Origin of the sequence: Streptomyces sp. NPDC050287, from assembly GCF_044459385.1 — a bacterium.
Taxonomy (GTDB): Bacteria; Actinomycetota; Actinomycetes; order Streptomycetales; family Streptomycetaceae; genus Streptomyces.
Window position 1 is genome coordinate 1 of record NZ_JBITIY010000015.1, and the last position, 21,781, is coordinate 21,781.

Genomic DNA, 21,781 nt, shown 5'->3' on the forward strand with positions numbered 1-21,781 from the left:
TCAGGCCGGCTACCCGTCGTCGCCTTGGTGAGCCATTACCTCACCAACAAGCTGATAGGCCGCGGGCTCATCCTTCACCGCCGGAGCTTTCAACCTCCACTCAGGAGAGTGGAAGTATTATCCGGTATTAGACCCCGTTTCCAGGGCTTGTCCCAGAGTGAAGGGCAGATTGCCCACGTGTTACTCACCCGTTCGCCACTAATCCCCACCGAAGTGGTTCATCGTTCGACTTGCATGTGTTAAGCACGCCGCCAGCGTTCGTCCTGAGCCAGGATCAAACTCTCCGTGAATGTTCTCCCGTAATCGGGATGACACCACGAGAGCGGAACAGCCAGGCGGAATAAGCCCGGCCGTTCACAGCGTCCTCGCTGTGTTTTCTTCAAAGGAACCTCGCCCCAACCGGAAACCGGCCGGAGACGGGGTATCAACATATCTGGCGTTGACTTTTGGCACGCTGTTGAGTTCTCAAGGAACGGACGCTTCCTTTGTACTCACCCGAGAGACTCTCTCGCGGCTTTCCTCCGGGCGCTTCCCTTCGGTGTTCCAAACTCTATCAGTGTTTTTCCGACTCCCTGACCACCGTCCTGCAGGCATGCAGAAAGTGACCCAAGATAGGATCTGACAAGTTGGGTTCTGCCGGACGAGGACACAAGGTTGCGCCGCTCATCCCCGAGCAGGAGTACGACTTTACACCGGGCCGCGAGGCGGGTGCAAATCACTTGCAGGTATGGTCTAGACCACCACCGCGCGGTCGCGCGGAACCGGTACTACGTGTGACATACGCTGCTGAACAGTGCGCCGTCCGGGACAGGCAGAGACGGTGCATTCGGATCTCCACCCCTGGGAGGCTTCCCATGACCACCGTGCAGTCCCCTCTTGCCGGACGCGCCATCGGACTGGCCGCAGTGCCTGATCCGGTCTTCTCCGGGGCCATGGTCGGCCCGGGCACAGCCATCGACCCCGTTCGGGAGTCCTCCGAGGCTGTGTCGCCTGTGGACGGCGTCATCGTTTCGCTGCACCCACACGCCTTCGTCGTGGTCGACGAGCAGGGACATGGTGTGCTCACCCACCTCGGCATCGACACGGTGCAGCTCAACGGCGAGGGCTTCGAACTGCTCGTGAACAAGGGCGACACCGTAACGCGCGGTCAGAGTGTTGTGCGCTGGAACCCGGCCGCGGTCGAGGCCGCCGGCAAGTCTCCCGTCTGCCCGATCGTTGCGCTCGAAGCGACGGCCGAGGCGCTCACCGAGCTCCGTGAGGACGGCGATGTGAAGGCGGGCGACAGTCTCTTCGTCTGGAAGTGACACCGTGCCGTCCGCAGGACGGCAAGCAGGGACAACCACCACGGCGGCGGAACCCGCCGCACTATCGGAGACGGGTGAGATGGAGACAACGCTGCGAGGCGTCGGTGTGAGCCACGGGGTGGCGATCGGCGAGGTTCGGCACATGGGAACGGCGGTGCTGGAACCGCCTGCCAGGCAGATCCCGGCGGAAGACGCGGAGCGTGAACAGGGGCGCGCCCGCAAGGCCGTGGAAGCTGTGGCGGCCGACCTGATGGCGCGCGGCAATCTGGCGGGAGGCGAAGCCCAGGCGGTCCTCGAGGCACAGGCCATGATGGCCCAGGACCCCGAGCTGATGGCGGACGTGGAACGCCGTATCGCGGTGGGGAGCACGGCCGAGCGGGCGGTGTACGACGCCTTCGCCGCCTACCGCGCCCTGCTGGCCGGTGCCGGTGAGTACCTCGCCGGGCGCGTGGCCGACCTCGATGACGTGCGGAATCGTATCGTCGCCCGGTTGCTCGGGGTGCCGATGCCAGGTGTGCCGGACAGCGACGAGCCGTACGTCCTTATTGCGCGCGACCTCGCGCCTGCCGATACGGCGCTGCTGGACCCCGCTCTGGTGCTCGGTTTCGTCACCGAGGAGGGCGGGCCGACCAGCCACAGCGCGATTCTGGCGCGGGCGCTCGGAGTGCCGGCCGTGGTGGCGCTGCCCGGGGCCGGGGAACTGGCCGAGGGCACGGTGATCGCCGTGGACGGCAGCACTGGTGAGATCTTCGTGAACCCAAGCGAGGAGAAGAAGGCGCGGATGTCGGCCGAGGCCGCCGAGCGCAAGGCGGCGCTGTCCGCCTCCACGGGGCCCGGTGCCACGTCCGACGGCCACAAGGTGCCGCTGCTGGCCAATGTCGGCGGTCCGGCCGATGTGCCTGCGGCGGTCGAGGCCGGGGCGGAGGGTGTCGGTCTGTTCCGTACCGAATTCCTGTTCCTCGACGACAGCAAGAACGCTCCGTCGGAGGAGAAGCAGGTCGAGGCCTACCGGCAGGTCCTCGAGGCATTCCCCGAGGGGCGTGTCGTCGTGCGGGTGCTGGACGCCGGTGCGGACAAACCGCTGGACTTCCTCTCGCCGGGCGACGAGCCGAACCCGGCGCTGGGCGTGCGTGGGCTGCGGACGCTGCTCGACCATCCGGAGGTGCTGCGCACCCAGCTGACGGCCCTGGCGAAGGCTTCCGAGGGGCTGCCGGTCTATCTGGAGGTCATGGCTCCGATGGTCGCGGACCGCTCTGACGCCAAGGCGTTCGCCGACGCGTGCCGTGAGGCGGGGCTGCGGGCGAAGTTCGGTGCGATGGTCGAGATACCGTCGGCCGCATTGCGGGCGCGCTCGATCCTGCAGGAGGTCGAGTTCCTTTCGCTGGGGACCAACGACCTCGCGCAGTACACGTTCGCCGCGGACCGCCAGGTCGGGGCAGTGTCCCGGTTGCAGGATCCGTGGCAGCCCGCGCTGCTCGACCTGGTCGCGTTGTCCGCCGAGGCGGCGAAGGCCGAGGGCAAGAGCTGTGGTGTCTGCGGTGAGGCCGCCTCCGACCCGCTGCTCGCGTGTGTGCTGACCGGCCTGGGGGTCACCTCGCTTTCCATGGGAGCGGCTTCGATTCCCTATGTCCGGGCGACGCTGGCGAAGTACACGCTGGCGCAGTGTGAGCGGGCCGCGTCGGCCGCGCGGGCCACGGACAGTGCCGAGGAGGCACGCCAGGCTGCTCAGGCGGTGCTGTCCGGCGAGTAGCCGGTCCGAAGCCGCCGTCGGCTGTCCCTGAGGGGCGCCCCCGTAAGTGGGGCGCCCCTCAGGCGTTCAGTGGTGGTGTCCCGTCGCCTGTCCCGTGTCCCCGAGGTCGGGTGGGGCGCAGTAGTCGACGTCCGATTCCGGGGAGATGAGGTCGCCGGAGTCGATGTCGGTGCAGTAGGCGTCGAAGACCTCACCGGCGGTGAGGGGTTCGAGGCCTTCGCCGCGCAGACGCCAGCCGTAGACGCGGTCCCGGGTACCCGGGGCGCTGGTCCGCATGACGAGTCCACCGGGGCTGTGGGTGGCGAGGCCGAGAGCCAGGACGGTGGTGAATTCCAGGGCTTCGGCCTCGTCGAGTTGTGTGGTGCCGTCGGGGTCCTCGTCGGCGTGGAGCACGGAGACGAGGGCCTCCGGGGTTCCGGTGACGCTGCAGACGAGGTGGCGGTTGCCCGGGTGGGCGGTGTCGAGGATGCGGACGAGCAGACGTGAGGCGCGGACGAAGGCCCCGCGTCCGATGTCCTCGCCGCAGGAGGCGCAGGAGCCGAGGCGGGCCAGGAGTGTGCCCGCGTACTCCCAGGTGGCTTGTCGTACGGCTTCGTCCACCAGGGCCGGTACGAGTTCGGTCAGCGGCCGGCCGTCGTAGGGGATGGTCGGGCCGGTGCCGGCGAGTTCCGCTGTGAAGCGGGTACGGCTCGATGGGATGTCGGGGTCCAGGCCTGCTTCCGCGCAGAATTCGGCGTACTCCTGCGGGTCGAAGAGGGCGACGGTGGTGTGGCTGCCCTGGGCGGCACGGGTCTTGAGGAGGTCCTCGACCTGTTTGAGATAGGTCGCGTGGTCGTCGAAGGTGAAGGTGCGGTAGCGCCGCATGGCGCGGAAGTCGTGCTCGTCGGTGAGCAGGCCGATGGTGCCGGCGATTTCGCGGCGCAGAACGCGTCGCATGGTCTGGTGGTCTGTGTGCGCCATTTTTCCCCCTGCGTACAGTCGATCAATGCTCACTCACAGTAATCGACAGCACTGACAATGGGGTCCCCGGAGGCCGCCTCGACCGAGCCGGCGTGTGCCGGGGCGAGGACGGGAGCGAGGGGCAGGGCGTAGCTGTTCGTGGTGAGTGAGCAGGGCGGGGCCGAGTTGTCGGATGCACTGCTCCCTCACTCGTCGGGGCCGGGGCGCCGCTCCGCTGTCGCTGTGGCGGCTCGGGGATGAGCTCAGCCTGGTTCGCGCTGGTGTCAGTCCGGGGCCGCCTGTGGCGGTCGACCGGTCCGGAGGGCTGTCAGGCTCGCTTGCGGGCCAGGTCCTCGTAGAAGTGCAGCAGGTCGAGGTTGTCGATGGAGCCCGGGTTGACCGCCCGCTCCATGGGGGTGCCCTGGAGGAGGCGCTTGACGGGGACCTCGATGCGCTTTCCGGTGAGAGTGTGCGGGATGCCGGGCACCTCGATGACCTCGTCGGGTACGTGCCGGGGGGAGAGCTGTTCGCGGATGGTCTGCCTGATGCGCTTCAGGAGCGCCTCGTCGAGGACGGCTCCGGGGGCGAGGTGCACGAACAGCGGCATCCAGTAGCCGCCGTCGGGTTGTTCGATGCCGATGACGAGGGATTCCTTGATCTCCGGGAGACGCTCGACCGCTTCGTAGATGTCGGCCGAGCCCATGCGCACGCCCTGGCGGTTGAGCGTCGAGTCGGAACGGCCGTGGATGACGACCGAGCCGCGTGAGGTGACGGTGATCCAGTCGCCGTGGCGCCACACTCCGGGATACGTGTCGAAGTAGCTGTCGTGGTAGCGGCTGCCGTCGGGGTCGTTCCAGAAGTGGATCGGCATGGACGGCATGGGGTTGGTGACCACGAGTTCGCCGACTTCGTCGATGAGGGGGTTGCCGCTCGGGTCCCAGGACTGCAGGTCGGTGCCCAGGCAGGGTGCCTGGAGTTCGCCGATGTGTACCGGGAGGGTCGGTACGGCTCCTGCGAAGCAGGAGCACACGTCCGTGCCGCCGCTGACGGACGCGATCCACAGGTCGTCGCGGACCTCGTCGTGGAGCCAGCGGAATCCGTCGGGAGGCAGGGGGGATCCGGTGGTGGCGACGCACTGCAGCTTGGAGAGGTCGTACTCGCGGCCGGGGCGCAGACCGGTCTTGCGGCAGGCCATGACGTAGGCGGCCGAGGTGCCGTAGAAGGTGGCTCCCGTGCGTTCGGCGATCCGCCACTGGGCGCCGGTGTCCGGGTAGCCGGGGCTGCCGTCGTAGAGCACGATCGTGGTGCCTGTGAGGAGGCCGGAGGCGAGGAAGTTCCACATCATCCAGCCGGTGGACGTGTACCAGAAGAAGCGGTCCTCGGGACCGAGGTCGCAGTGCAGGCCGAGCTGCTTGAGGTGCTCGACGAGGATGCCGCCCTGGGACTGGACGATTGCCTTGGGGAGGCCGGTGGTGCCCGAGGAGTAGAGCACCCACAGGGGGTGGTCGAAGGGCACCGGCACGAAAACGGGCTCGGTGTCGGTGCTCGTGAGGGCCGACCACTCCAGGGCGCCTTCGGGTGCCTCGGTGCCGAGGACGGGGATGTGGACGACCGCGCGCAGGGTGGGCAGTTCGCGGCGGAGTTCGGCGACGATGTCGCGGCGGTCGTGCTCCTTGCCGCCGTAGCGGTAGCCGTCGACGGTGAACAGGACGACCGGTTCCACCTGCTGGAAGCGGTCCAGGACGCTTCGGGCGCCGAAGTCGGGGGCGCAGGACGTCCAGACGCCGCCCACGGCGGCCGTGGCGAGCAGGGCGACCACGGCCTGGGGAATGTTCGGGAGATAGCCGCTGACGCGGTCTCCGGGGCGCACGCCGAGCGTGCGCAGCTCGGCGGCCAGGGAGCCGACCTGGCGGCGCAGCTCGGACCAGGTCACGGGTCGAGGGTCATGGGTCTCGTCGACATGGAGGAGGGCCGGCTCGTCCGCGCGGGTGGCACCGGCGCGCAGGGCGTGCTCGGCGTAGTTCAGAGTCGCTCCGGGGAACCACTGGGCGCCGGGCATCCCCGGGTCGGCGAGCACGCGCGCGTAGGGGGTCGTGAACCGTACGTCGAACCACTCCGTGACGGCCTTCCAGAACGTTTCCAGCTCGTCGACGGACCAGCGGTGCAGTGCGGGATAGCCGCCCTCTGCGGGGGCTCCGTGGTGTTCGGCCGCCCAGGCCTGGAACCTGGTGATCTGTGCCCGGGCGACGCGTTCCGGAGCAGGCTGCCAGAGCGGCTGGGGGTTCACGGTCGACATGGGGCGGCTCCCGGACTCTGCGCGTCTTGTGCGTCGTCCGCGCACGGGCTGGGGTGTGCGCGTGACGCGGCTGACACGGACGATGCCATCTGATCGATTCCTACACCAGGGTGTGCCCCACATAGTCCGTGTCGTGAAGATGTGGTCCCAGCACGGGTGAACGGAAGTTGAACGACACCCATATCGGGGCCTGTCGATGACAGGCTGAGCAGCATGGACGGTCGTGACCTGGTGCGTTCGGTGAAGGCGGTCGGTTCTGCGGGGGCGGCCCAGGGGTTGCGTACCGTACGGGCCGCGTGGCGCAGGAGGCGTGCCGATGCCGACGGGCTGCCGCCGCGGGGGGCCGAAAGGGCGCGGGTTCCCGGGCCGGTGCAGGCCGTGGAGCCCGGGCCCGGGGGCGGTGTGGTCCGGTTCAGCCGCTCCGAGCTGCGGATCACCGTGGCGGTGAACGGGGCGGTGTTCTGGGGCTGGGACGGGGTGGCTCCGGAGCCGTCGTACGCCCTCGCGGGCCGCTGCCCCGAGCCCGATCCGCGGGCGGTGCTGGAGCCGGACAAGGACGGCGGCTGGCGGGTGGTGGCCGAGCGCGTGACGGTCGCCGTCTCGCGGCACGGCGCCATCGACGTGCTCACGCCCGGCGGTGTGCGGCTGCGCCGGGACCTGCCGCCGCGGTGGTGGGAGCCTGCCGGGGGCGGTCCGGCGCGTTGGATGCAGCGCTCGGAGGTGGCCGCGGACGCGCGGTTCTTCGGGCTCGGCGGGCGGGCTTCAGGGCCACGGCTGCGGGACGGGACGTACCGGCTGTGGAACACCGACCCGGGGCGTTCCTTCGCTCCCGGCGACGATCCCCTGTATCTCACGATGCCGGTCCAGGTGGTGGTGGCCGACGCGGCGACCCATCTGGTGTTCCACGACACCTCTTGGGACGGCACGGTGGTCCTGCGGGAGGGCGCGGAGGGTGCCGGGTCGGGGCACGACCGCAGGGGCACCTCGGAGTTGCGGATGGACGGCGGTCCGCTGCGCTGCTGGGTGATGGTGGGCACCCCCGCGCGCGTACTGCTCGTCTGGGCCTCCCTCACGGGGGCGCCCGCGCTGCCGCCCGCCTGGGCACTCGGTCACCATCACGCGCGGTGGGGCTTCGGCAGCGAGCAGGAGGTGCGGCGGATCGTCTCGGGCTACCGGGAGCGCGATCTGCCGCTCGACGCGGTCCACCTCGACATCGACCACTACGACGCCCACCAGGTGTTCACCGTCGATCAGGAGCGCTTCCCGAAGCTGCCGCAGCTCGCCGAGGATCTGCGGCGGGACGGGATCCGGCTGGTGTCAATCGTCGATCCGGCGGTCAAGGCGGAACCCGGCAACGACGTGTTCGACAGTGGGACCGCCGAGAACGCGTTCGTGAGGGATGCGGCGGGCCGGCTTGTGCGCGGGGTCGTCTGGCCCGGGGAATCGGTCTACCCGGACTTCACGCACGCGCGCGTGCGGCAGTGGTGGGGCCGCCTCTACGAGGAACGGCTCGCTCAGGGGTTCGCGGGTTTCTGGCACGACATGAACGAACCGACCTCGTTCACCGCCTTCGGGGAGTCGACGCTGCCCAGGTCGGCCCGGCACTCCCTGGAGGGGCGGGGCGGCGACCATCGCGAGGCGCACAACGTGTATGCCCTGTGCATGGCCCGGGCCGGATACGAGGGGCTGTGCGACCTGGCTCCGGAGGGGCGGCCTTTCGTGTTCTCGCGCTCCGGGTGGGTGGGGCTGCAGCGCTACGGCGGGGCCTGGTCAGGAGATGTCGCCACGGGGTGGCCGGGGCTACGGGCGTCCCTGTCACTGGTCATGGGCCTCGGGCTGTGCGGGGTGCCGTATTCGGGGCCGGACGTGGGCGGCTTCGACGGGACTCCGTCACCCGAGCTGTATCTGCGCTGGTTCCAACTGGGCGCGTATCTGCCGCTGTTCTGCACGCACGCGAGTCTGCGGGCGGGGCGCAGGGAGCCTTGGGAATTCGGTGCCGAGGTGCTGGAGCACGCGCGCGTGGCGCTCGTCGAACGCCGGCGGCTGCTGCCGTACTTCGTGACTCTGGCCCATCTGGCCCGGCGTACGGGTGCGCCCTACGTGCGGCCGCTGTGGTGGTCGGTGCCCGAGGACCGTGCGCTGCGCGACTGTGAGGACGCGTTCCTGCTGGGCGACTGCCTGCTGGTGGCGCCGGTGCTGGCGCCGGGGACGGACCGGCGGGCGGTGCGGCTGCCGCGTGGGCGCTGGTACGACACGGCGACGGAGCAAGCTCACGAGGGACCTGGGCAGGTGCTCGTGGACGCTCCTCTTGCGCGTGTTCCGGTGTTCGCGCGCGCGGGCGCCGTCCTTCCGGTGCGCGGGGCGGACGGCGGGCTGGAGTTGGAGGTCTGGGCACCGGCCCGGGGACGGACCGGTGGCGGCCTGGTCGTGCGGGACGCGGGCGACGGCTGGGACGAGCCGGAGACCGAGCGCTACGTCGCCCGCTGGGAAGGCCGGCAGGTGGTGGTCGAGCGGGAGGGTGAGGACGGCCTGAGCAAGCCGCCTCACCCAGTCCGGATACGAGGGCTCGGGACGGGCTGAGCTCAGAGGTACCGGCCCTCGAACCATGCCCGCACGGCCAGGGTGTGCAGCGGGAAGGCGAGCTCCTCCGGCCTGCGCAGCAGCTGCCGGCCCTCGGTCTCGTCCGTGGCCGCGAAAGGCGGGAGGCCGTCGGCGGGGCGCTCCGGCAGGGTCCCGAACAGCAGGAGGTGTCCGTCGGGCGAGCTCAGCGCGTCGGCGAGCCGTACGTCGCGGCTCGCGGCGTCGATACCGGTCTCTTCCTTGAGTTCACGGACCAGTGCCTGTCGCCAGTCCTCCCGGTCGTTGATGTATCCGCCGGGCAAGGCGACGCCTCCGCGCGCGGGGGCGATGGTCCGGGTGATGACCACGAGCGCGGTGCCCTGCGTGTCGTACACGGGCTGGAGGGCCACGGCGACCGGGAGGGGGTTGCGGTAGGCCACGGTGTGGCAGGCCGGGCAGGTGCGGGGCCAGCCGGAGACGCCCTCTCCGTAGAGAGCTCCACAGCTCGAACAGTGGGAACCGGGTCTGGAGTTGGGGGTGGAGGCTTGAGTTTCGGACACGCGGCGGACTGTATCCGATCAACGGAGGGGCGTCTTCCGGGGGCGTCTCAGTTGCCGCCGGCCAGGGATTCCGCGGACACGGGGAAGTCGAAATACGTGTCGGGATAGAGCTCGGGCTTGTAGGTGTAGTGCCACCACTCCTCGGCGAGGTTGACGAAGCCGAGGCCCTCCAGAGTGCTCTTCAGGAGCAGACGGTTGGCTCGCTGCTCGCCCTGGATGCGCGGGTCGAGGGTGTGGGAAAGGGTGTCGAAGCAGTCGAATCCGGTGCCCATGTCGATGGAGTTGTCCGGGAAGCGCTCACCCTTGGGGGCGTAACAGGGCACCAGGGGTTCTCCGGGGACGTACGGCCTGGTCGGCCTCGCGGGGAGCTTGACGAGGGTGAGGTCCATGGTGGAGCCGCGGCTGTGGCCGGATTTCTCGGCGATGTAACCGTCCTCGAACAGACGGGTCTTGTCGACGTCCGGATAGAACTCACCCTTCATGGCTTGGTCCTCCAGGTCCTCGGCCCAGCGGACGAAATGGTCGACGGCCCGCTGCGGCCGGTAGCAGTCGTAGACCTTGAGGCTGTAGCCCTCCGGCAGGAGCTTCTGCTGCGCCTCATGGAGCGCTTCGGCGGCGGGCCGGGTGAGGATGCACAGGGGCTGCCGGTAACCGTCGATGCGTTCGCCGACGAAGTTGTGCGGCGTGAAGTAGCGCATCTCCTGGATGATCGTCGCGTCCACGGTCCTCAGGGCCACGAAGTCCGGCGGTGCCTGCGGATCGGTGGTCGCCCGGGCGGGGGCGGTGGCGGCGGTCATGGCCAGCAGGGTGGCGAACGCGGTGACGAGACCGCGTACCGCGCTGGAGAGTCGTGTCATGTCTCCTGCATTTATCAGGCGCGTGTTCCGCGGTGGAAGCGATCGGATGCAGTTTCCCTCGGAGTCCTCTCACGGTTCCCTCGGAGTCCTCTCGAAGTCCCCTCAAGTGTGGCGGCCCGGCGACGGGCCTGCCCATGGGGCCTCGCCCGTGGCACACTTCTGACGTCCCGTCAGATTTCTTGGTGATCTTTCGTGTGGGGAGGGACCTTGTCTCGTACACCGACTCCCGTGGTCGCCGGTTGGTTCACCGGCGACGGGGACTGCTTCCGGCTCCTCGGCACCCGCTGCCGGTCCTGCGCCTCGGTCTTCTTCCCCCGCGAGGACAACCACTGTCGCAATCCCGGATGCGCCGGCGGCGAGCTGGAGGAGGTGCCCCTCTCGCGGCGCGGGCGCGTCTGGTCGTACACGGACGGACGCTACCGACCTCCGTCACCCTATGTGACCGATCCGGAACTTCCGTGGGAGCCGTACGCGTTGATCGCTGTGGAGCTGGAGGCAGAGCGGATGGTGGTACTGGGACAGGCGGTTCCCGGTGTCACGGTCGCCGAGCTGGCGGTGGGCATGGAGGTGGAGGTCGTGTCCGGCGTGCTCCATGAGGACGCGGAGACGACCTGGACGACCTGGCAGTGGCGTCCGACGGGGGTGACGGCATGACGGGAGAGGTGGCGGTGCTCGGCGTGGGCATGCACCCATGGGGCAAGTGGGGGCGTGGCTTCGTGGAGTACGGCGTGGTGGCGGCCCGCGCGGCGCTCGCGGACGCCGGGCTGGACTGGCGGGAGGTCGGTTCGATCGTCGGCGCGGACACCGTGCGTGGCGGCTATCCGGGATACGTGGCCGGGGCGACGTTCGCGAAGGCACTGGGCTGGCAGGGTGCCCGGGTCACGAGTGTGTACGCGGCGTGCGCGTCGGGGGCACAGGCCATCGACACCGCGCGCGGGCAGATTCTTTCGGGGCTCGCGGACATGGTGCTCGTGGTGGGAGCCGACGCCGCCCCCAAAGGGTTCTTCCGGCCGGCGGGCGGCGACCGGCCCGAGGATCCGGACTGGCTGCGCTTCCGGATCCTGGGGGCGACGAATCCGACCTACTTCGGGCTGTACGCACGCCGGCGGATGGCCGTGCACGGGGACACCACGGAGGACTTCGCGCAGGTCAAGGTGAAGAACGCCGCCTTGGGCGCGCTGAATCCGTATGCGCGTTACCGCAAGCGGGTCACCGTCGAGGAGGTCGCCGTCTCCGCCGTGGTCGCCGATCCGCTGCGACTGCTCGACATCTGCGCGACCTCGGACGGAGGGGCGGCCGTGGTCCTCTCCAGCATGGAGTTCGCACGCCGGCAGGGGGTGGCGCGGCCGGTGCGCGTCCGGGCCGTGTCCACGGTGACACCGCGTTATCCCAACACCGTCCTCGATCTGCCGGACATGGCGACGGACTCCGCGGTGGCGGTCGAGCCCGCCGGAGAGACCTTCCGGGCGTCGATCGCACGAGCGGCTTACGAGGAGGCCGGGATCGGGCCGGAGGATCTCTCCCTCGCCGAGGTGTACGACCTGTCCACCGCCCTGGAGTTGCAGTGGTACGAGGACCTCGGGCTGTGCGCGGCGGGCGACGGCGCGAAGCTGCTGCGAGAGGGTGCGACGACCCTGGGCGGGCGCATACCCGTCAACACCAGCGGGGGACTCGCCTCCTTCGGAGAGGCGGTTCCCGCCCAGGCGATCGCCCAGGTCTGCGAACTGACCTGGCAGTTGAGGGGAGCGGCGGGCGACCGGCAGGTCGATGGTGCGCGGGTGGGGATGACGGCGAACCAGGGGCTGTTCGGGCATGGTTCGGCGGTGGTCGCGGTGCGGTGAGGACGAGAGGAGGGCCGGGTCCGCCGGGTTCGGGCGGCGGCAGGCAGGCATGGGCTCGCGACCGGTGAACGCTCCGCTCGCAAACGGAACCCGTACGGGTTCCGTACGCGGGGCTCGTACGCGGGTCTCGGGACTCGTACGCGGGACTCGTACGCGGGCAGGGCTTTCTCGCACGGTGTGTGACCGGCCGGGAATCCTGCGTGAACGTCTCATGAACTGGGACTGGGCGTCCGCCGGCAGCGTCATCATGCTGCCGTGCGCTCCTGGACGGACACTCTCCGCTTCGCCTTCCAACCAGTGGTCAACCTGATGACCGGCGGGGTCGCGGGGCTGGAGATACTCGCCCGCCCGGAGAGCGGGGACATCCTGGCCGAGGCCCGGCGTGACCCCGAACTCGACGGCCGGCTCGCGGTGTTGGCGCTCCGCACGGCGATGCGCCGGGAGACGCTGCTGCCGCTGCACGTCAACGTGTTCGCGGGCACCCTCGCCGACCTCGGCGGGCTCACCCCCCTGCACGATGCCGTGCGGGCCGCGGGACGGCTGCCCTGGGAGGTGACCGTCGACATCGGCCCGCCCTACACCCACGTGCCGCAGCCGGCGCTGCTGGAGGCAGTCGGCGGGCTGCGGGATCAGGGGTTCCGGGTCAGTGCGGACGGGATCGGCGACGGGGACGTACCCCTGCGGCTGCTCATCGATCTCGCGCCCGACCTGGTGAAACTGGACGCGTCGCTGCTGGCACGGCCGGCCGCCGTGCGGGCGATGCGGACCCTGTGTGACGAGCTGGGCGCGTTGCTGTCGGTCGAAGGCGTGGAGACCGAACTGCAGTGTGCGACCGCGTTGTCGGCCGGTGCGCAGTTGGCTCAAGGCGAACTGTTCGCGCCGCCGTCCCGGCTGCCCGCGGCGGACGTATACGTTCCGCCCCGCTCCCCCGCCGCTGCGGGGGCGTCCCGGCCGGGGCCGACGGTACGGGAGTTCGTACGTCCCGCCGCGCTGCTGCCCGCCACCGCCTCGGCGGGTCAGGTACGGGCGCTGCTGACCGGGTCGCCCGAGGTGTCCGGGGCGCTGCTCGTGGACCGCGACGGGGTGCCCGTGCGCTCGGTGCACCGTTCGCGCTTCCTGCTGTCCATGTCGGGGCGCTACGGGCATGCCCTGTACGCCGACCGGCCCGCCGCCAAACTCGGCGACCCGCCGCGGACGGTGGGCGTCGACGCCACCGCCTGGGAGGTCCTGGACGTGGTGGCCGTGGGCGAGCGGGACCGGACCTCCGACGACGTGGCCGTCGTCGACCGGTACGGCCGGTGCGTGGGCGTCGTACGGCTGGCCGATCTCATACGGGCGCTGGCCGAGAACCGGGTCGAGGAGGCGGCCGGGCTCAACCCGCTGACCAGGCTGCCCGGTTCGGACGCGATCACCGGTGAGGTGGACCGGCGGATCGCGGAGGGGCGCACGTTCGCGCTGAGTTGGCTGGACGTCGACCACTTCAAGCAGGTCAACGACGGGGCCGGGTTCGCGGCGGGCGACGAGCTGATCCGGTCGGTGGGGCGGGCCCTGCAGCACGCGGTGGCCGGCAGCACGCGCGTCGGCCATATCGGCGGGGACGACTTCCTGGTGCTCGCGGACCCGGAGGAACTGGAGCCGCTGGCGGTCTCGGTGCTGAACGTTCCCTGGTCGGCGGGCAGTCGGCCCGTCACGTTGTCCCTGGCCACGGTGGTGTGTGTCCCGGGCAGCGTGACCGATCACCGGGAGGCGGCGGCCTGTCTGGCACCGCTGAAGCAGGCCGCCAAGGCGCTGGCCGGAGCCAGTTGGGTGCTGGGACACGCGGGCTTGCCCGGGCACGAGATCCGTCGGGGGTCGGGGGCCACCACGGCACGAGCGGCGAGGTAGCCGGGACAGAAGCCACCACCACACGAGCGACGAGGTAGCCGGGACAGAGGCCACCTGCCCGGTGAGACGCGGCACGAGCGGCAGGTGGGCGGGGACAGCCTGCGGGGACAGCCGCGGCCAGGGGGCTGTGGGGAGTGAGGCGGCCGGGGCGGTCACGGGGCCGTGTCGCTCGGTGGCTGTGAGCCCGCCGGGCACGGTGTCGAAGACCGGCGAGCACGCGGCCACCGAGTCGCGGCCGGGGTGGCCGACGGCCATGCCGAGTCAGGCGGCCGGGGCGGTGGCCCGTCCTCCGACCCAGACCAACAGACCATGCGTCCGGCGCGTCGGACGGGCACCGTGGCAAGGTGAGGCTCCTGCTCGCTCGCCGCATGGCTCTCAACCGTTGCCGTCGGCGACCTTGACGCTCCGTGGGCGCCGGTGAACACTTCCGGTGTCAGTCGACATCGCCGTACATTCTCGGCGTATTCAGGCACTGCGCCGCGCGGGCCCACCTGAGCCGAGTCCCCTCCCCCCATGGGCGATGCGGCTGCGACGGCACGCTCGTCGCGGACGCCGAGCGGGGCGCGGCCTCCCTGCCCTCGGCGCTTCGCCAAGGGAACCGCACCCCGCACGGAGGACCGGGGCCGACCGTCCCGGGCCAGGGCCTAGGAGCCGCCATGAGCAACGGAGACATTTTCGTCGGCGAGGTCATCGGAACCGCGATCCTGATCCTCTTCGGTGCCGGCGTATGCGCCGCCGTCACCCTCAGATACTCCAAGGCGCGGGCCTCGGGGTGGATCGTGATCGCGTTCGGCTGGGGATTCGGGGTGCTGGCCGGCGCGTACACCGCCGCTCCCCTCTCCGGCGGGCAGCTCAACCCTGCCGTGACACTCGGCATCGCCGTCGACACCGGCGAGTGGGGCAAGGTCTGGGTGTATCTGCTGGGCCAGATGGTCGGTGCCATGCTCGGTGCCGTCCTGTGCTACCTCACGTACTTCGCCCAGTTCCAGGCCAACGTACGGGAGACGGGCACAACGGAGGGCACGGCGGAGGAGCCGCTGCCGACGCTCGGTATCTTCTCCACCATCCCGGAGATCCGGAGCCCGGTCGCCAACCTGATCACGGAGATCATCGCGACCGTCGCGCTCGTCCTGCCGATCCTCGCCTTCGGGCTGACCAAAGGGCTCGGCGAGTCCGGCACGCTGGTGCTGATCGTCTCGTTGCTGGTCGTCGGCATCGGTCTCTCCCTCGGCGGCCCCACGGGTTACGCCATCAACCCGGCGCGGGACCTCGGTCCTCGCATCGTCCACACCTTCCTACCGATTCCGAACAAGGGCACCTCCGACTGGGGATACGCGTGGATCCCGGTCGTCGGCCCGCTGATCGGCGGAGCACTCGCGGGCCTCATCTACAACGCGGCCTTCTGATCAGCTTCCCAACAGCTCCTCCCGGCTTCGAGCAACCTTCCGAGGAGCCTCGCGAGCCTTTCGAGCAGCTTTCTGAACCCAGCCCAAGGGGTAGCCATGACGGACAACGCCGAGAAGTACGTCGCCGCAATCGACCAGGGCACCACCTCAAGCCGCTGCATCGTCTTCGACCACAACGGCGCGATCGTCGCCGTCGACCAGCGCGAGCACCGCCAGATCTTCCCCAAGCCCGGCTGGGTGGAGCACGACGCCACCGAGATCTGGTCCAAGGTCCAGGCGGTGGTCGCCGGGGCGATCGCCAAGGCTGGACTGCGCGCCGACCAGCTCAGCGCGCTCGGGATCACCAACCAGCGCGAGACGACGGTCCTGTGGGACCGCGCCACGGGCAAGCCCGTGCACAACGCGATCGTGTGGCAGGACACGCGCACCGCGCAGCTGTGCCACCAGTTGGGCGGCACCGACGGGCAGGACCGTTTCCGCGAGCAGACCGGGCTGCCGCTCGCCAGCTACTTCTCCGGGCCCAAGGCGGCCTGGCTGCTGGACAACGTGCCCGGTCTCAGGGCCCGCGCCGAGCGCGGCGAGATCGCCTTCGGCACCATCGACTCCTGGCTGATCTGGAACCTCACCGGCGGCACGGACGGCGGGCGGCACGTCACCGACGTGACCAACGCCGGGCGGACCATGCTGATGAGCCTGGAGACCCTCCAGTGGGACCGGTCCATCCTCGCCGCGATGAACGTGCCCGAGGCCGTGCTGCCGGAGATCCGGTCGTCGGCCGAGGTGTACGGCACGGCGGTCGGCCAGCTCTCCGGCGTACCGGTCGCCTCCGCGCTGGGCGACCAGCAGGCAGCGGTGTTCGGGCAGGCCTGCTACGACGTGGGCACGGCGAAGAACACGTACGGCACGGGCAGTTTCCTGCTGCTCAACACCGGCAACCGGCCGGTGCCGTCGAAGAGTGGGCTGCTGACGACGATGGGCTACAAGATCGGCGGTGAGGCGCCGGTCTACTGTCTGGAGGGCTCGATCGCCATCACGGGCGCGCTCGTCCAGTGGTTCCGCGATCAGCTCGGCATCATCCGTACCGCCGACGAGATCGAGCCACTGGCGGCGAGCGTGGAGGACAACGGCGGCGCGTACATCGTGCCCGCGTTCTCCGGCCTGTTCGCGCCGTACTGGCGCTCGGACGCGCGCGGTGTCGTCACCGGCCTCACCCGGTACGTCACGAAAGCGCACCTCGCGCGCGCGGTGCTGGAGGCCACCAGCTGGCAGACGCGGGAGGTCGTGGACGCCATGTTCCAGGACTCCGGAGTGCGGATCACCACCCTGAAGGTCGACGGCGGCATGACCAAGAACAATCTGCTCATGCAGCATCAGGCGGACGTGCTGGACGTACCGGTGATCCGGCCGAAGGTCTCCGAGACGACCTGCCTGGGCGCCGCCTACGCTGCCGGGCTCGCCACCGGTGTCTGGAACGACCTCGACGAACTCAAGGCGCACTGGCAGAAGGACGTGGAGTGGACACCGTCCATGGAGGCGTCGGTGCGGGACCGCGAGTTCCACAACTGGCGCAAGGCCGTGGAGAAGAGCTTCGGCTGGCTGGAGGACGGCGAGAACTAGGCGGATCGGGATCGGGATCGGGATCGGGACGGTAGGACCCGTACCCCGGTCGACGGGGGTACGGGCCGCACCCGGGTCACGTCGTGACGGTCTGGCGGTGCGCCGCCGTGTAGGCGATCGCGTGCCGCACGACCCCGATGAGGACCTCCTTGACGGACTCCCGGTCGCGGGCGTCGCAGAGCATCAGCGGTACGTCGTCGTCGAGGTCCAGTGCCTGACGTACGTCGTCCTCGGGGTAACGGGCGGCTCCCTCGAAGCAGTTGACGCCGACGACGAACGGTATGGAACGCCGTTCGAAATAGTCGACGGCGGCGAAGCAGTCCTCCAGGCGGCGGGTGTCGGCGAGCACGACGGCACCGAGCGCGCCCTCGGACAACTCGTCCCACATGAACCAGAAGCGCTCCTGCCCGGGTGTGCCGAACAGGTAAAGCACGAGGTCCTCGCGCAGGGTGATGCGGCCGAAGTCCATGGCCACGGTGGTGGTGTGCTTGCCCGGCACGCCGCTGAGGTCGTCGACCGGGCGCCCGGCCTCGGTGAGGCGCTCCTCGGTGCGCAACGGCCTGATCTCGCTGACCGCGCCGACGAGGGTGGTCTTGCCCACACCGAAGCCTCCGGCCACCAGGATCTTGAACGTGACGGGCTCGACCGGGGCCTTGCCACGCTCAGAACGCCCGAAGATCATCGATCTCTTCTCCTGCTTGATGGGGGTGGGGGGACGGTGGACCGCAGCCTCCGCCGCCAGGGCTTCGATGACGAGTGAGCGACCCCCGCGTCGGAGTACCGGGCCGGGTCGTCCGACAGGAGTTCGTGGGTCGGATCATATCGGGAGGGCTGATGCGGCGCCCGGTCCGGACCTGGGGCTCATCAGCATCGAGACTGAAACGCTCCGGATGCTCCACGGCGAGTTCATATGGTGCGTCGGCTGCGCGGATGATGAGAAAATGATGGGGCCGTACAGCAAGCGGCAGGGAAATCCGTGCCCTCGAGGAAGAGACGCGCATGCCGAAGGCCCAGTCCACCGCCGACACCAACGAACCCCCCGGCGCCGAGCAGGGCGGGGCGTCGGGCAAGGTCCAGTCGCTGGAGCGGGCGATCACCTTGCTCCAGGCCACAGCCGACAGCGCGCCGGACGGCGAGACGGCCGCCGGCCTGGCCGCGCGGTGCGGACTCAACCGCGCCACAGCCTGGCGGCTGCTGTCGACACTGGAGCAGTACGGCCTGGTGGAGCGCAGCCCCGTCACCAACCGCTACACCATCGGCTTCACGGTCGCCCGGATGGCGTCGGCGGCCGGCTTCGACGGGCTGATCCGCCGGGCCCACGGCACCCTGCGCAGGGTCAGTGAGCAGACGGGCGAGACCGCCAATCTCGCGGTGGTGCAGCAGCTCGGGCTGACCTACGTCGACGAGGTGACCCCGCCCGTGGTGCTGGCCGCCCAGTGGCTGGGCCGGCACGTGCCGATGCACGCCACATCCACCGGCAAGGCGCTGCTGGCGTGGCTGCCCGAGGAGGAGGCGAAGTCGCTCCTGAGCGGGCCGCTGGAGGCGTACACGGACACCACGATCACGGACTGGGCACGACTGCGGGCGGACCTGGAGCAGACGCGGGAACGCGGCTACAGCGTGTGCGTGGGCGAGATGGAACGCAACCTCTACGGCGTCTCCGCACCGGTGCTCGGCGGCCGCGGTCGGCCGTTCGCGGTGGTCAGTATCTGGGGGCCGCAGGACCGGGTGCCGGAGTCACGGTTCACGGCACTGGGGCCACTGGTGCGCGCGGCGGCCGAGGAGATCGCGCAGGCGGCGCAGAGGCTCTGACGTACCGCACGGCTTCCTCCCCCTGCCGGGGCGGCGTACGCCTCCCGCGCGTTCACTTTATGCAACGCTCGCTCGCATAGTGAAACCGGGCCTTGAGATTGACACCGCCGCGCCGCTACCGTCAAAGGCACCTCGTCCCCACCTCCGCTCGGAGAGGCCCCCACGACCATGAACCAGGACGTCATCATCACCTGCGCCCTCACCGGCGCCGGGGACACCGTGGGCAAGAGCCCGCATGTCCCCGTCACTCCCGAACAGATCGCCGCCTCCGCGGTGCAGGCCGCCGAGGCCGGTGCCGCCGCGGTGCACATCCATGTACGCGACCCCGAGACCGGAGCGCCCTCCCGCGACCCCCGGCTGTACCGCGAAGTCGTCGAGCGCATCAAGGAGACCGGGACCGACGTCGTCATCAACCTCACCGCCGGCATGGGAGGTGACCTGGTCCTCGACCCGGAGCAGCCGCTCAGGCAGTTGCCGGGCACCGACCTGGTCGGCGGTCTGGAGCGCTTGCCGCACGTCGAGGACCTGCTGCCGGACATCTGCACCCTGGACTGCGGTTCGCTCAACTTCGGCGACGGCTCGAACCTCTACGTCTCCACGCCCGACATGCTGCGCACGGGCGCCCGGCGCATCCAGGAGCTGGGTGTGCGGCCTGAGTTGGAGATCTTCGACACCGGACATCTGTGGTTCGCCAAGCAACTGCTCGCCGAGGGGCTGCTGGACGACCCGACCGTCTTCCAGTTGTGCATGGGCGTCCCGTGGGGCGCCCCCGCGGACCCCGGAGTGCTGCAGTCGATGGTGAACATGCTGCCGGAAGGCGCCCAGTGGGCCAGCTTCGCGCTGGGCCGGATGCAGATGCCGTGGGTGGCGCAGTCGATCCTGCTCGGCGGCCATGTGCGGGTCGGGCTGGAGGACAACCTCTATCTGGGCAAGGGCGTCAAGGCGACCAACGGCCAGCTGGTGGAGCGGGCCGTGACGATCGTCGAGGCCCTGGGTGCGCGGGTCGCGACGGCCGATGAGGCGCGCCTCAAGCTCGGCCTCAAACCCCGGGGTTGAGCCGTGGACCATCCTTCCCCCTCCCCCAAGGAGCCCCCGATGACGGAGACTTCCGTCCCGGCCACCGCGCCGGAAGACGTACGCCGTGTGGCCTGTGTGGGCGCCGGAGTGATCGGCGGCGGCTGGGTCGCCCACTTCCTGGGCCGCGGCTACGAGGTCACCGCCTGGGACCCGGCCCCCGACGCCGAAGCACGCCTGCGTCGCCTCGTCGACGCCGCATGGCCGGCGCTCGGACAGCTCGGGCTCGCCCCCGGCGCCTCGGCCGACCGTCTCACGGTCACCGGGACGCTCGAAGAGGCCGTGGCCCAGGCCCAGTTCGTGCAGGAGAGCGCCCCGGAGAAGCTCGGCCTCAAGCGCGAACTGCTGGCGAGGCTCGACGCGGCCACACCGTCGGGCGTCGTCATCGCCTCCTCGACCTCCGGCTACCCGATGACCGACATGCAGACCGATGCGGCCTCCCCCGGGCGGCTGGTCGTCGGCCATCCCTTCAACCCGCCGTATCTCGTCCCCCTCGTGGAGGTGGTCGGCGGGGACCGGACGGACCCGGAGGCCGTGCGCTGGGCCGCCCGGTTCTACGAAGTGGCCGGCAAGTCCGTGATCACCATGGACCGCGAGGTCCCCGGCTTCATCGCCAACCGCCTCCAGGAGGCCCTGTGGCGGGAGGCCCTGCACATGGTCGCCAGCGGTGAGGCGACGGTCCCGGACATCGACCGGTCCATCACCGAGGGCCCCGGCCTGCGCTGGGCGATCATGGGCCCGATGCTCACCTTCGCGCTCGCGGGTGGCGAGGGCGGCATGGCCCATATGCTCGACCACTTCGGGCCGTCCCTGAAGTCGCCCTGGACCCGACTGGAGGCGCCCGAACTGGACAAGGCGCTCTACGACGCCGTGGTGACCGGCTGCGACGACGCCGCCGACGGCCGTACGATCGCCGATCTGGTCGCCGAACGCGACCGGGGTGTCATCGCCGTGCTGCGCGCCACCGGCCGGCTGCCCGGGTCCGGCGCCGAGTGAGCCCGCCCGGCCCGCCGTTGCCGCTGTTCCGCGAGACCGTGCGTCCCGAGTGGATCGACTACAACGGTCACATGAGCGAGGCGTTCTACGTCCTCGTCTTCGGCTTCGCGACGGATGCCCTGATGGAGCGTACGGGGATGGACTCGGCGTACCGTGCGCGCACCGGCTGCTCGATGTACACGGTCGAGTCCCACATCCGCTATCTGCGGGACGTGCCGGAGGGCGCCCGGCTCGCCGTACGCACGCGCGTGCTGGGAGCGGCCGGGAAGAAGGCGTGCTTCGCACACGAGATGTACGTCGTCACCGGCGAGCCTCAGGCCGAGCCGGGAGCGGACGCCGACCCGGTCGCCACCACGGAGCTGCTGGCTCTCCACGTGGACCAGCGGGCCGGTCGGGCGACCGCGTTCCCCGATGCCGTCCGTGAGCGCCTCACGGCGCTGACGGAACCGCCTCCCGCGTGGGCGGGGCGGTCCGTCACAGCGCCCTGAGGCCGTTGATCACGTCGCGCAGGATGCTCTCGTCCGGCAGTTCCGCCGGGGGCACGGGCCGGTTCACATGAACGAACTCCGCGTCCACGAGGTCGCCGATCAGGACCCGTACCACTCCGATGGGCAGGTCGAGTTCGGCGGACAGTTCGGCGACCGACTGCGGGGCTTCACGGCACAGGTCGACGATGTCCACGTGCTCCGGGGACAGCGAGTGGTCCCCTTCCGGGTCGTCCGCCTGGGCTTCCGTGACGACCACCGCGATGACGTCGAGGCGGTGCTGGGCCGCACTGGTGGTGCGGCCACGCGTCATGGCGTACGGACGGACGACCGGTCCGGCCTCGTCGTCGAACCAGTGACTTCTTCCCTGACCGTTTCCCTGACCGTCTGTGCTCATGTCA

The 21,781-nt window shown here is 70.2% G+C and carries 18 protein-coding genes and 1 rRNA gene; 12 read left to right on the forward strand and 7 right to left on the reverse strand.

From position 1 onward, the window contains the following. Positions 1 to 290: ribosomal RNA gene (locus ACIBK3_RS37760) — 16S ribosomal RNA — on the reverse strand; the annotation flags it as partial. Between the two features lie 564 nt (positions 291 to 854). On the opposite strand from ACIBK3_RS37760, the gene ACIBK3_RS37765 reads away from it, so the two are divergent. Then, positions 855 to 1,304 carry a PTS glucose transporter subunit IIA gene (locus ACIBK3_RS37765; protein ID WP_399372365.1) on the forward strand — a complete coding sequence of 150 codons (450 nt, stop codon included), beginning with the start codon at positions 855 to 857 and terminating at the stop codon, positions 1,302 to 1,304. Between the two features lie 79 nt (positions 1,305 to 1,383). Further along, positions 1,384 to 3,054 carry a phosphoenolpyruvate--protein phosphotransferase gene (gene ptsP / locus ACIBK3_RS37770; RefSeq protein ID WP_399372368.1) on the forward strand — a complete coding sequence of 557 codons (1,671 nt, stop codon included), beginning with the start codon at positions 1,384 to 1,386 and terminating at the stop codon, positions 3,052 to 3,054. A 66-nt stretch (positions 3,055 to 3,120) separates the two neighbouring features. Here the strand turns inward: ptsP and ACIBK3_RS37775 are convergent, their stop codons facing one another. Continuing rightward, complete coding sequence (locus ACIBK3_RS37775) at positions 3,121 to 4,014, reverse strand: hypothetical protein (protein ID WP_399372370.1); 894 nt, start codon at positions 4,012 to 4,014, stop codon at positions 3,121 to 3,123. Between the two features lie 307 nt (positions 4,015 to 4,321). Continuing rightward, complete coding sequence (locus ACIBK3_RS37780) at positions 4,322 to 6,289, reverse strand: acetoacetate--CoA ligase (protein WP_399372372.1); 1,968 nt, start codon at positions 6,287 to 6,289, stop codon at positions 4,322 to 4,324. A 213-nt stretch (positions 6,290 to 6,502) separates the two neighbouring features. On the opposite strand from ACIBK3_RS37780, the gene ACIBK3_RS37785 reads away from it, so the two are divergent. Then, complete coding sequence (locus tag ACIBK3_RS37785; RefSeq protein ID WP_399372373.1) at positions 6,503 to 8,869, forward strand: TIM-barrel domain-containing protein; 2,367 nt, start codon at positions 6,503 to 6,505, stop codon at positions 8,867 to 8,869. A gap of 2 nt (positions 8,870 to 8,871) precedes the next feature. Here the strand turns inward: ACIBK3_RS37785 and ACIBK3_RS37790 are convergent, their stop codons facing one another. Beyond that, a complete protein-coding gene (locus ACIBK3_RS37790; RefSeq protein WP_399372375.1) occupies positions 8,872 to 9,408 on the reverse strand; it encodes an NUDIX domain-containing protein in 537 nt (178 codons plus the stop codon). Between the two features lie 47 nt (positions 9,409 to 9,455). Further along, positions 9,456 to 10,265, reverse strand: coding sequence for a M15 family metallopeptidase (locus ACIBK3_RS37795; RefSeq protein ID WP_399372377.1), 810 nt, complete (start codon positions 10,263 to 10,265; stop codon positions 9,456 to 9,458). A 228-nt stretch (positions 10,266 to 10,493) separates the two neighbouring features. Between ACIBK3_RS37795 and ACIBK3_RS37800 the strand changes: the two genes are divergently transcribed. From ACIBK3_RS37800 to glpK, 5 genes are all read left to right on the forward strand, one after another. Beyond that, entirely contained in the window at positions 10,494 to 10,919 is a 426-nt protein-coding gene (locus tag ACIBK3_RS37800; RefSeq protein WP_399372644.1) for a Zn-ribbon domain-containing OB-fold protein, read from the forward strand. Beyond that, the gene (locus tag ACIBK3_RS37805; protein ID WP_399372378.1) at positions 10,916 to 12,106 is read left to right on the forward strand and encodes a lipid-transfer protein; all 1,191 of its coding nucleotides are present in this window, start codon (positions 10,916 to 10,918) and stop codon (positions 12,104 to 12,106) included. Before ACIBK3_RS37800 ends, ACIBK3_RS37805 begins: the two co-directional genes overlap by 4 nt. A gap of 255 nt (positions 12,107 to 12,361) precedes the next feature. Beyond that, positions 12,362 to 13,990: a GGDEF domain-containing protein gene (locus ACIBK3_RS37810; RefSeq protein ID WP_399372380.1), complete on the forward strand. Its 1,629-nt coding sequence runs from the start codon at positions 12,362 to 12,364 to the stop codon at positions 13,988 to 13,990. A 656-nt stretch (positions 13,991 to 14,646) separates the two neighbouring features. Then, positions 14,647 to 15,396, forward strand: coding sequence for an MIP/aquaporin family protein (locus ACIBK3_RS37815; protein ID WP_399372382.1), 750 nt, complete (start codon positions 14,647 to 14,649; stop codon positions 15,394 to 15,396). A gap of 96 nt (positions 15,397 to 15,492) precedes the next feature. Beyond that, the gene (gene glpK, locus ACIBK3_RS37820) at positions 15,493 to 17,013 is read left to right on the forward strand and encodes a glycerol kinase GlpK (RefSeq protein ID WP_399372383.1); all 1,521 of its coding nucleotides are present in this window, start codon (positions 15,493 to 15,495) and stop codon (positions 17,011 to 17,013) included. 76 nt (positions 17,014 to 17,089) lie between these two features. On the opposite strand, the gene ACIBK3_RS37825 is transcribed toward glpK, so the two are convergent. Continuing rightward, the gene (locus ACIBK3_RS37825; RefSeq protein WP_399372384.1) at positions 17,090 to 17,695 is read right to left on the reverse strand and encodes a GTP-binding protein; all 606 of its coding nucleotides are present in this window, start codon (positions 17,693 to 17,695) and stop codon (positions 17,090 to 17,092) included. Positions 17,696 to 18,012: 317 nt separating this feature from the next. Between ACIBK3_RS37825 and ACIBK3_RS37830 the strand changes: the two genes are divergently transcribed. From ACIBK3_RS37830 to ACIBK3_RS37845, 4 genes are all read left to right on the forward strand, one after another. Further along, positions 18,013 to 18,825: an IclR family transcriptional regulator gene (locus tag ACIBK3_RS37830; RefSeq protein WP_399372386.1), complete on the forward strand. Its 813-nt coding sequence runs from the start codon at positions 18,013 to 18,015 to the stop codon at positions 18,823 to 18,825. Between the two features lie 168 nt (positions 18,826 to 18,993). After that, on the forward strand, positions 18,994 to 19,881 hold the full coding sequence (locus ACIBK3_RS37835) for a 3-keto-5-aminohexanoate cleavage protein (protein ID WP_399372388.1): 888 nt from the start codon (positions 18,994 to 18,996) through the stop codon (positions 19,879 to 19,881). 39 nt (positions 19,882 to 19,920) lie between these two features. Next, positions 19,921 to 20,895 (forward strand): 3-hydroxyacyl-CoA dehydrogenase NAD-binding domain-containing protein, encoded by a 975-nt coding sequence (locus ACIBK3_RS37840; protein WP_399372390.1) that lies wholly within the window; start codon positions 19,921 to 19,923, stop codon positions 20,893 to 20,895. After that, positions 20,892 to 21,383, forward strand: a complete 492-nt coding sequence (locus ACIBK3_RS37845) for a thioesterase family protein (RefSeq protein WP_399372392.1) — start codon at positions 20,892 to 20,894, stop codon at positions 21,381 to 21,383. The genes ACIBK3_RS37840 and ACIBK3_RS37845 overlap by 4 nt, the downstream gene beginning before the upstream one ends. Here ACIBK3_RS37845 and ACIBK3_RS37850 read toward each other — a convergent pair. Then, a complete protein-coding gene (locus ACIBK3_RS37850; RefSeq protein ID WP_030677747.1) occupies positions 21,370 to 21,777 on the reverse strand; it encodes a DUF742 domain-containing protein in 408 nt (135 codons plus the stop codon). The two genes, ACIBK3_RS37845 and ACIBK3_RS37850, sit on opposite strands and share 14 nt — an antisense overlap. Between the last annotated feature and the right edge of the window lie 4 nt (positions 21,778 to 21,781).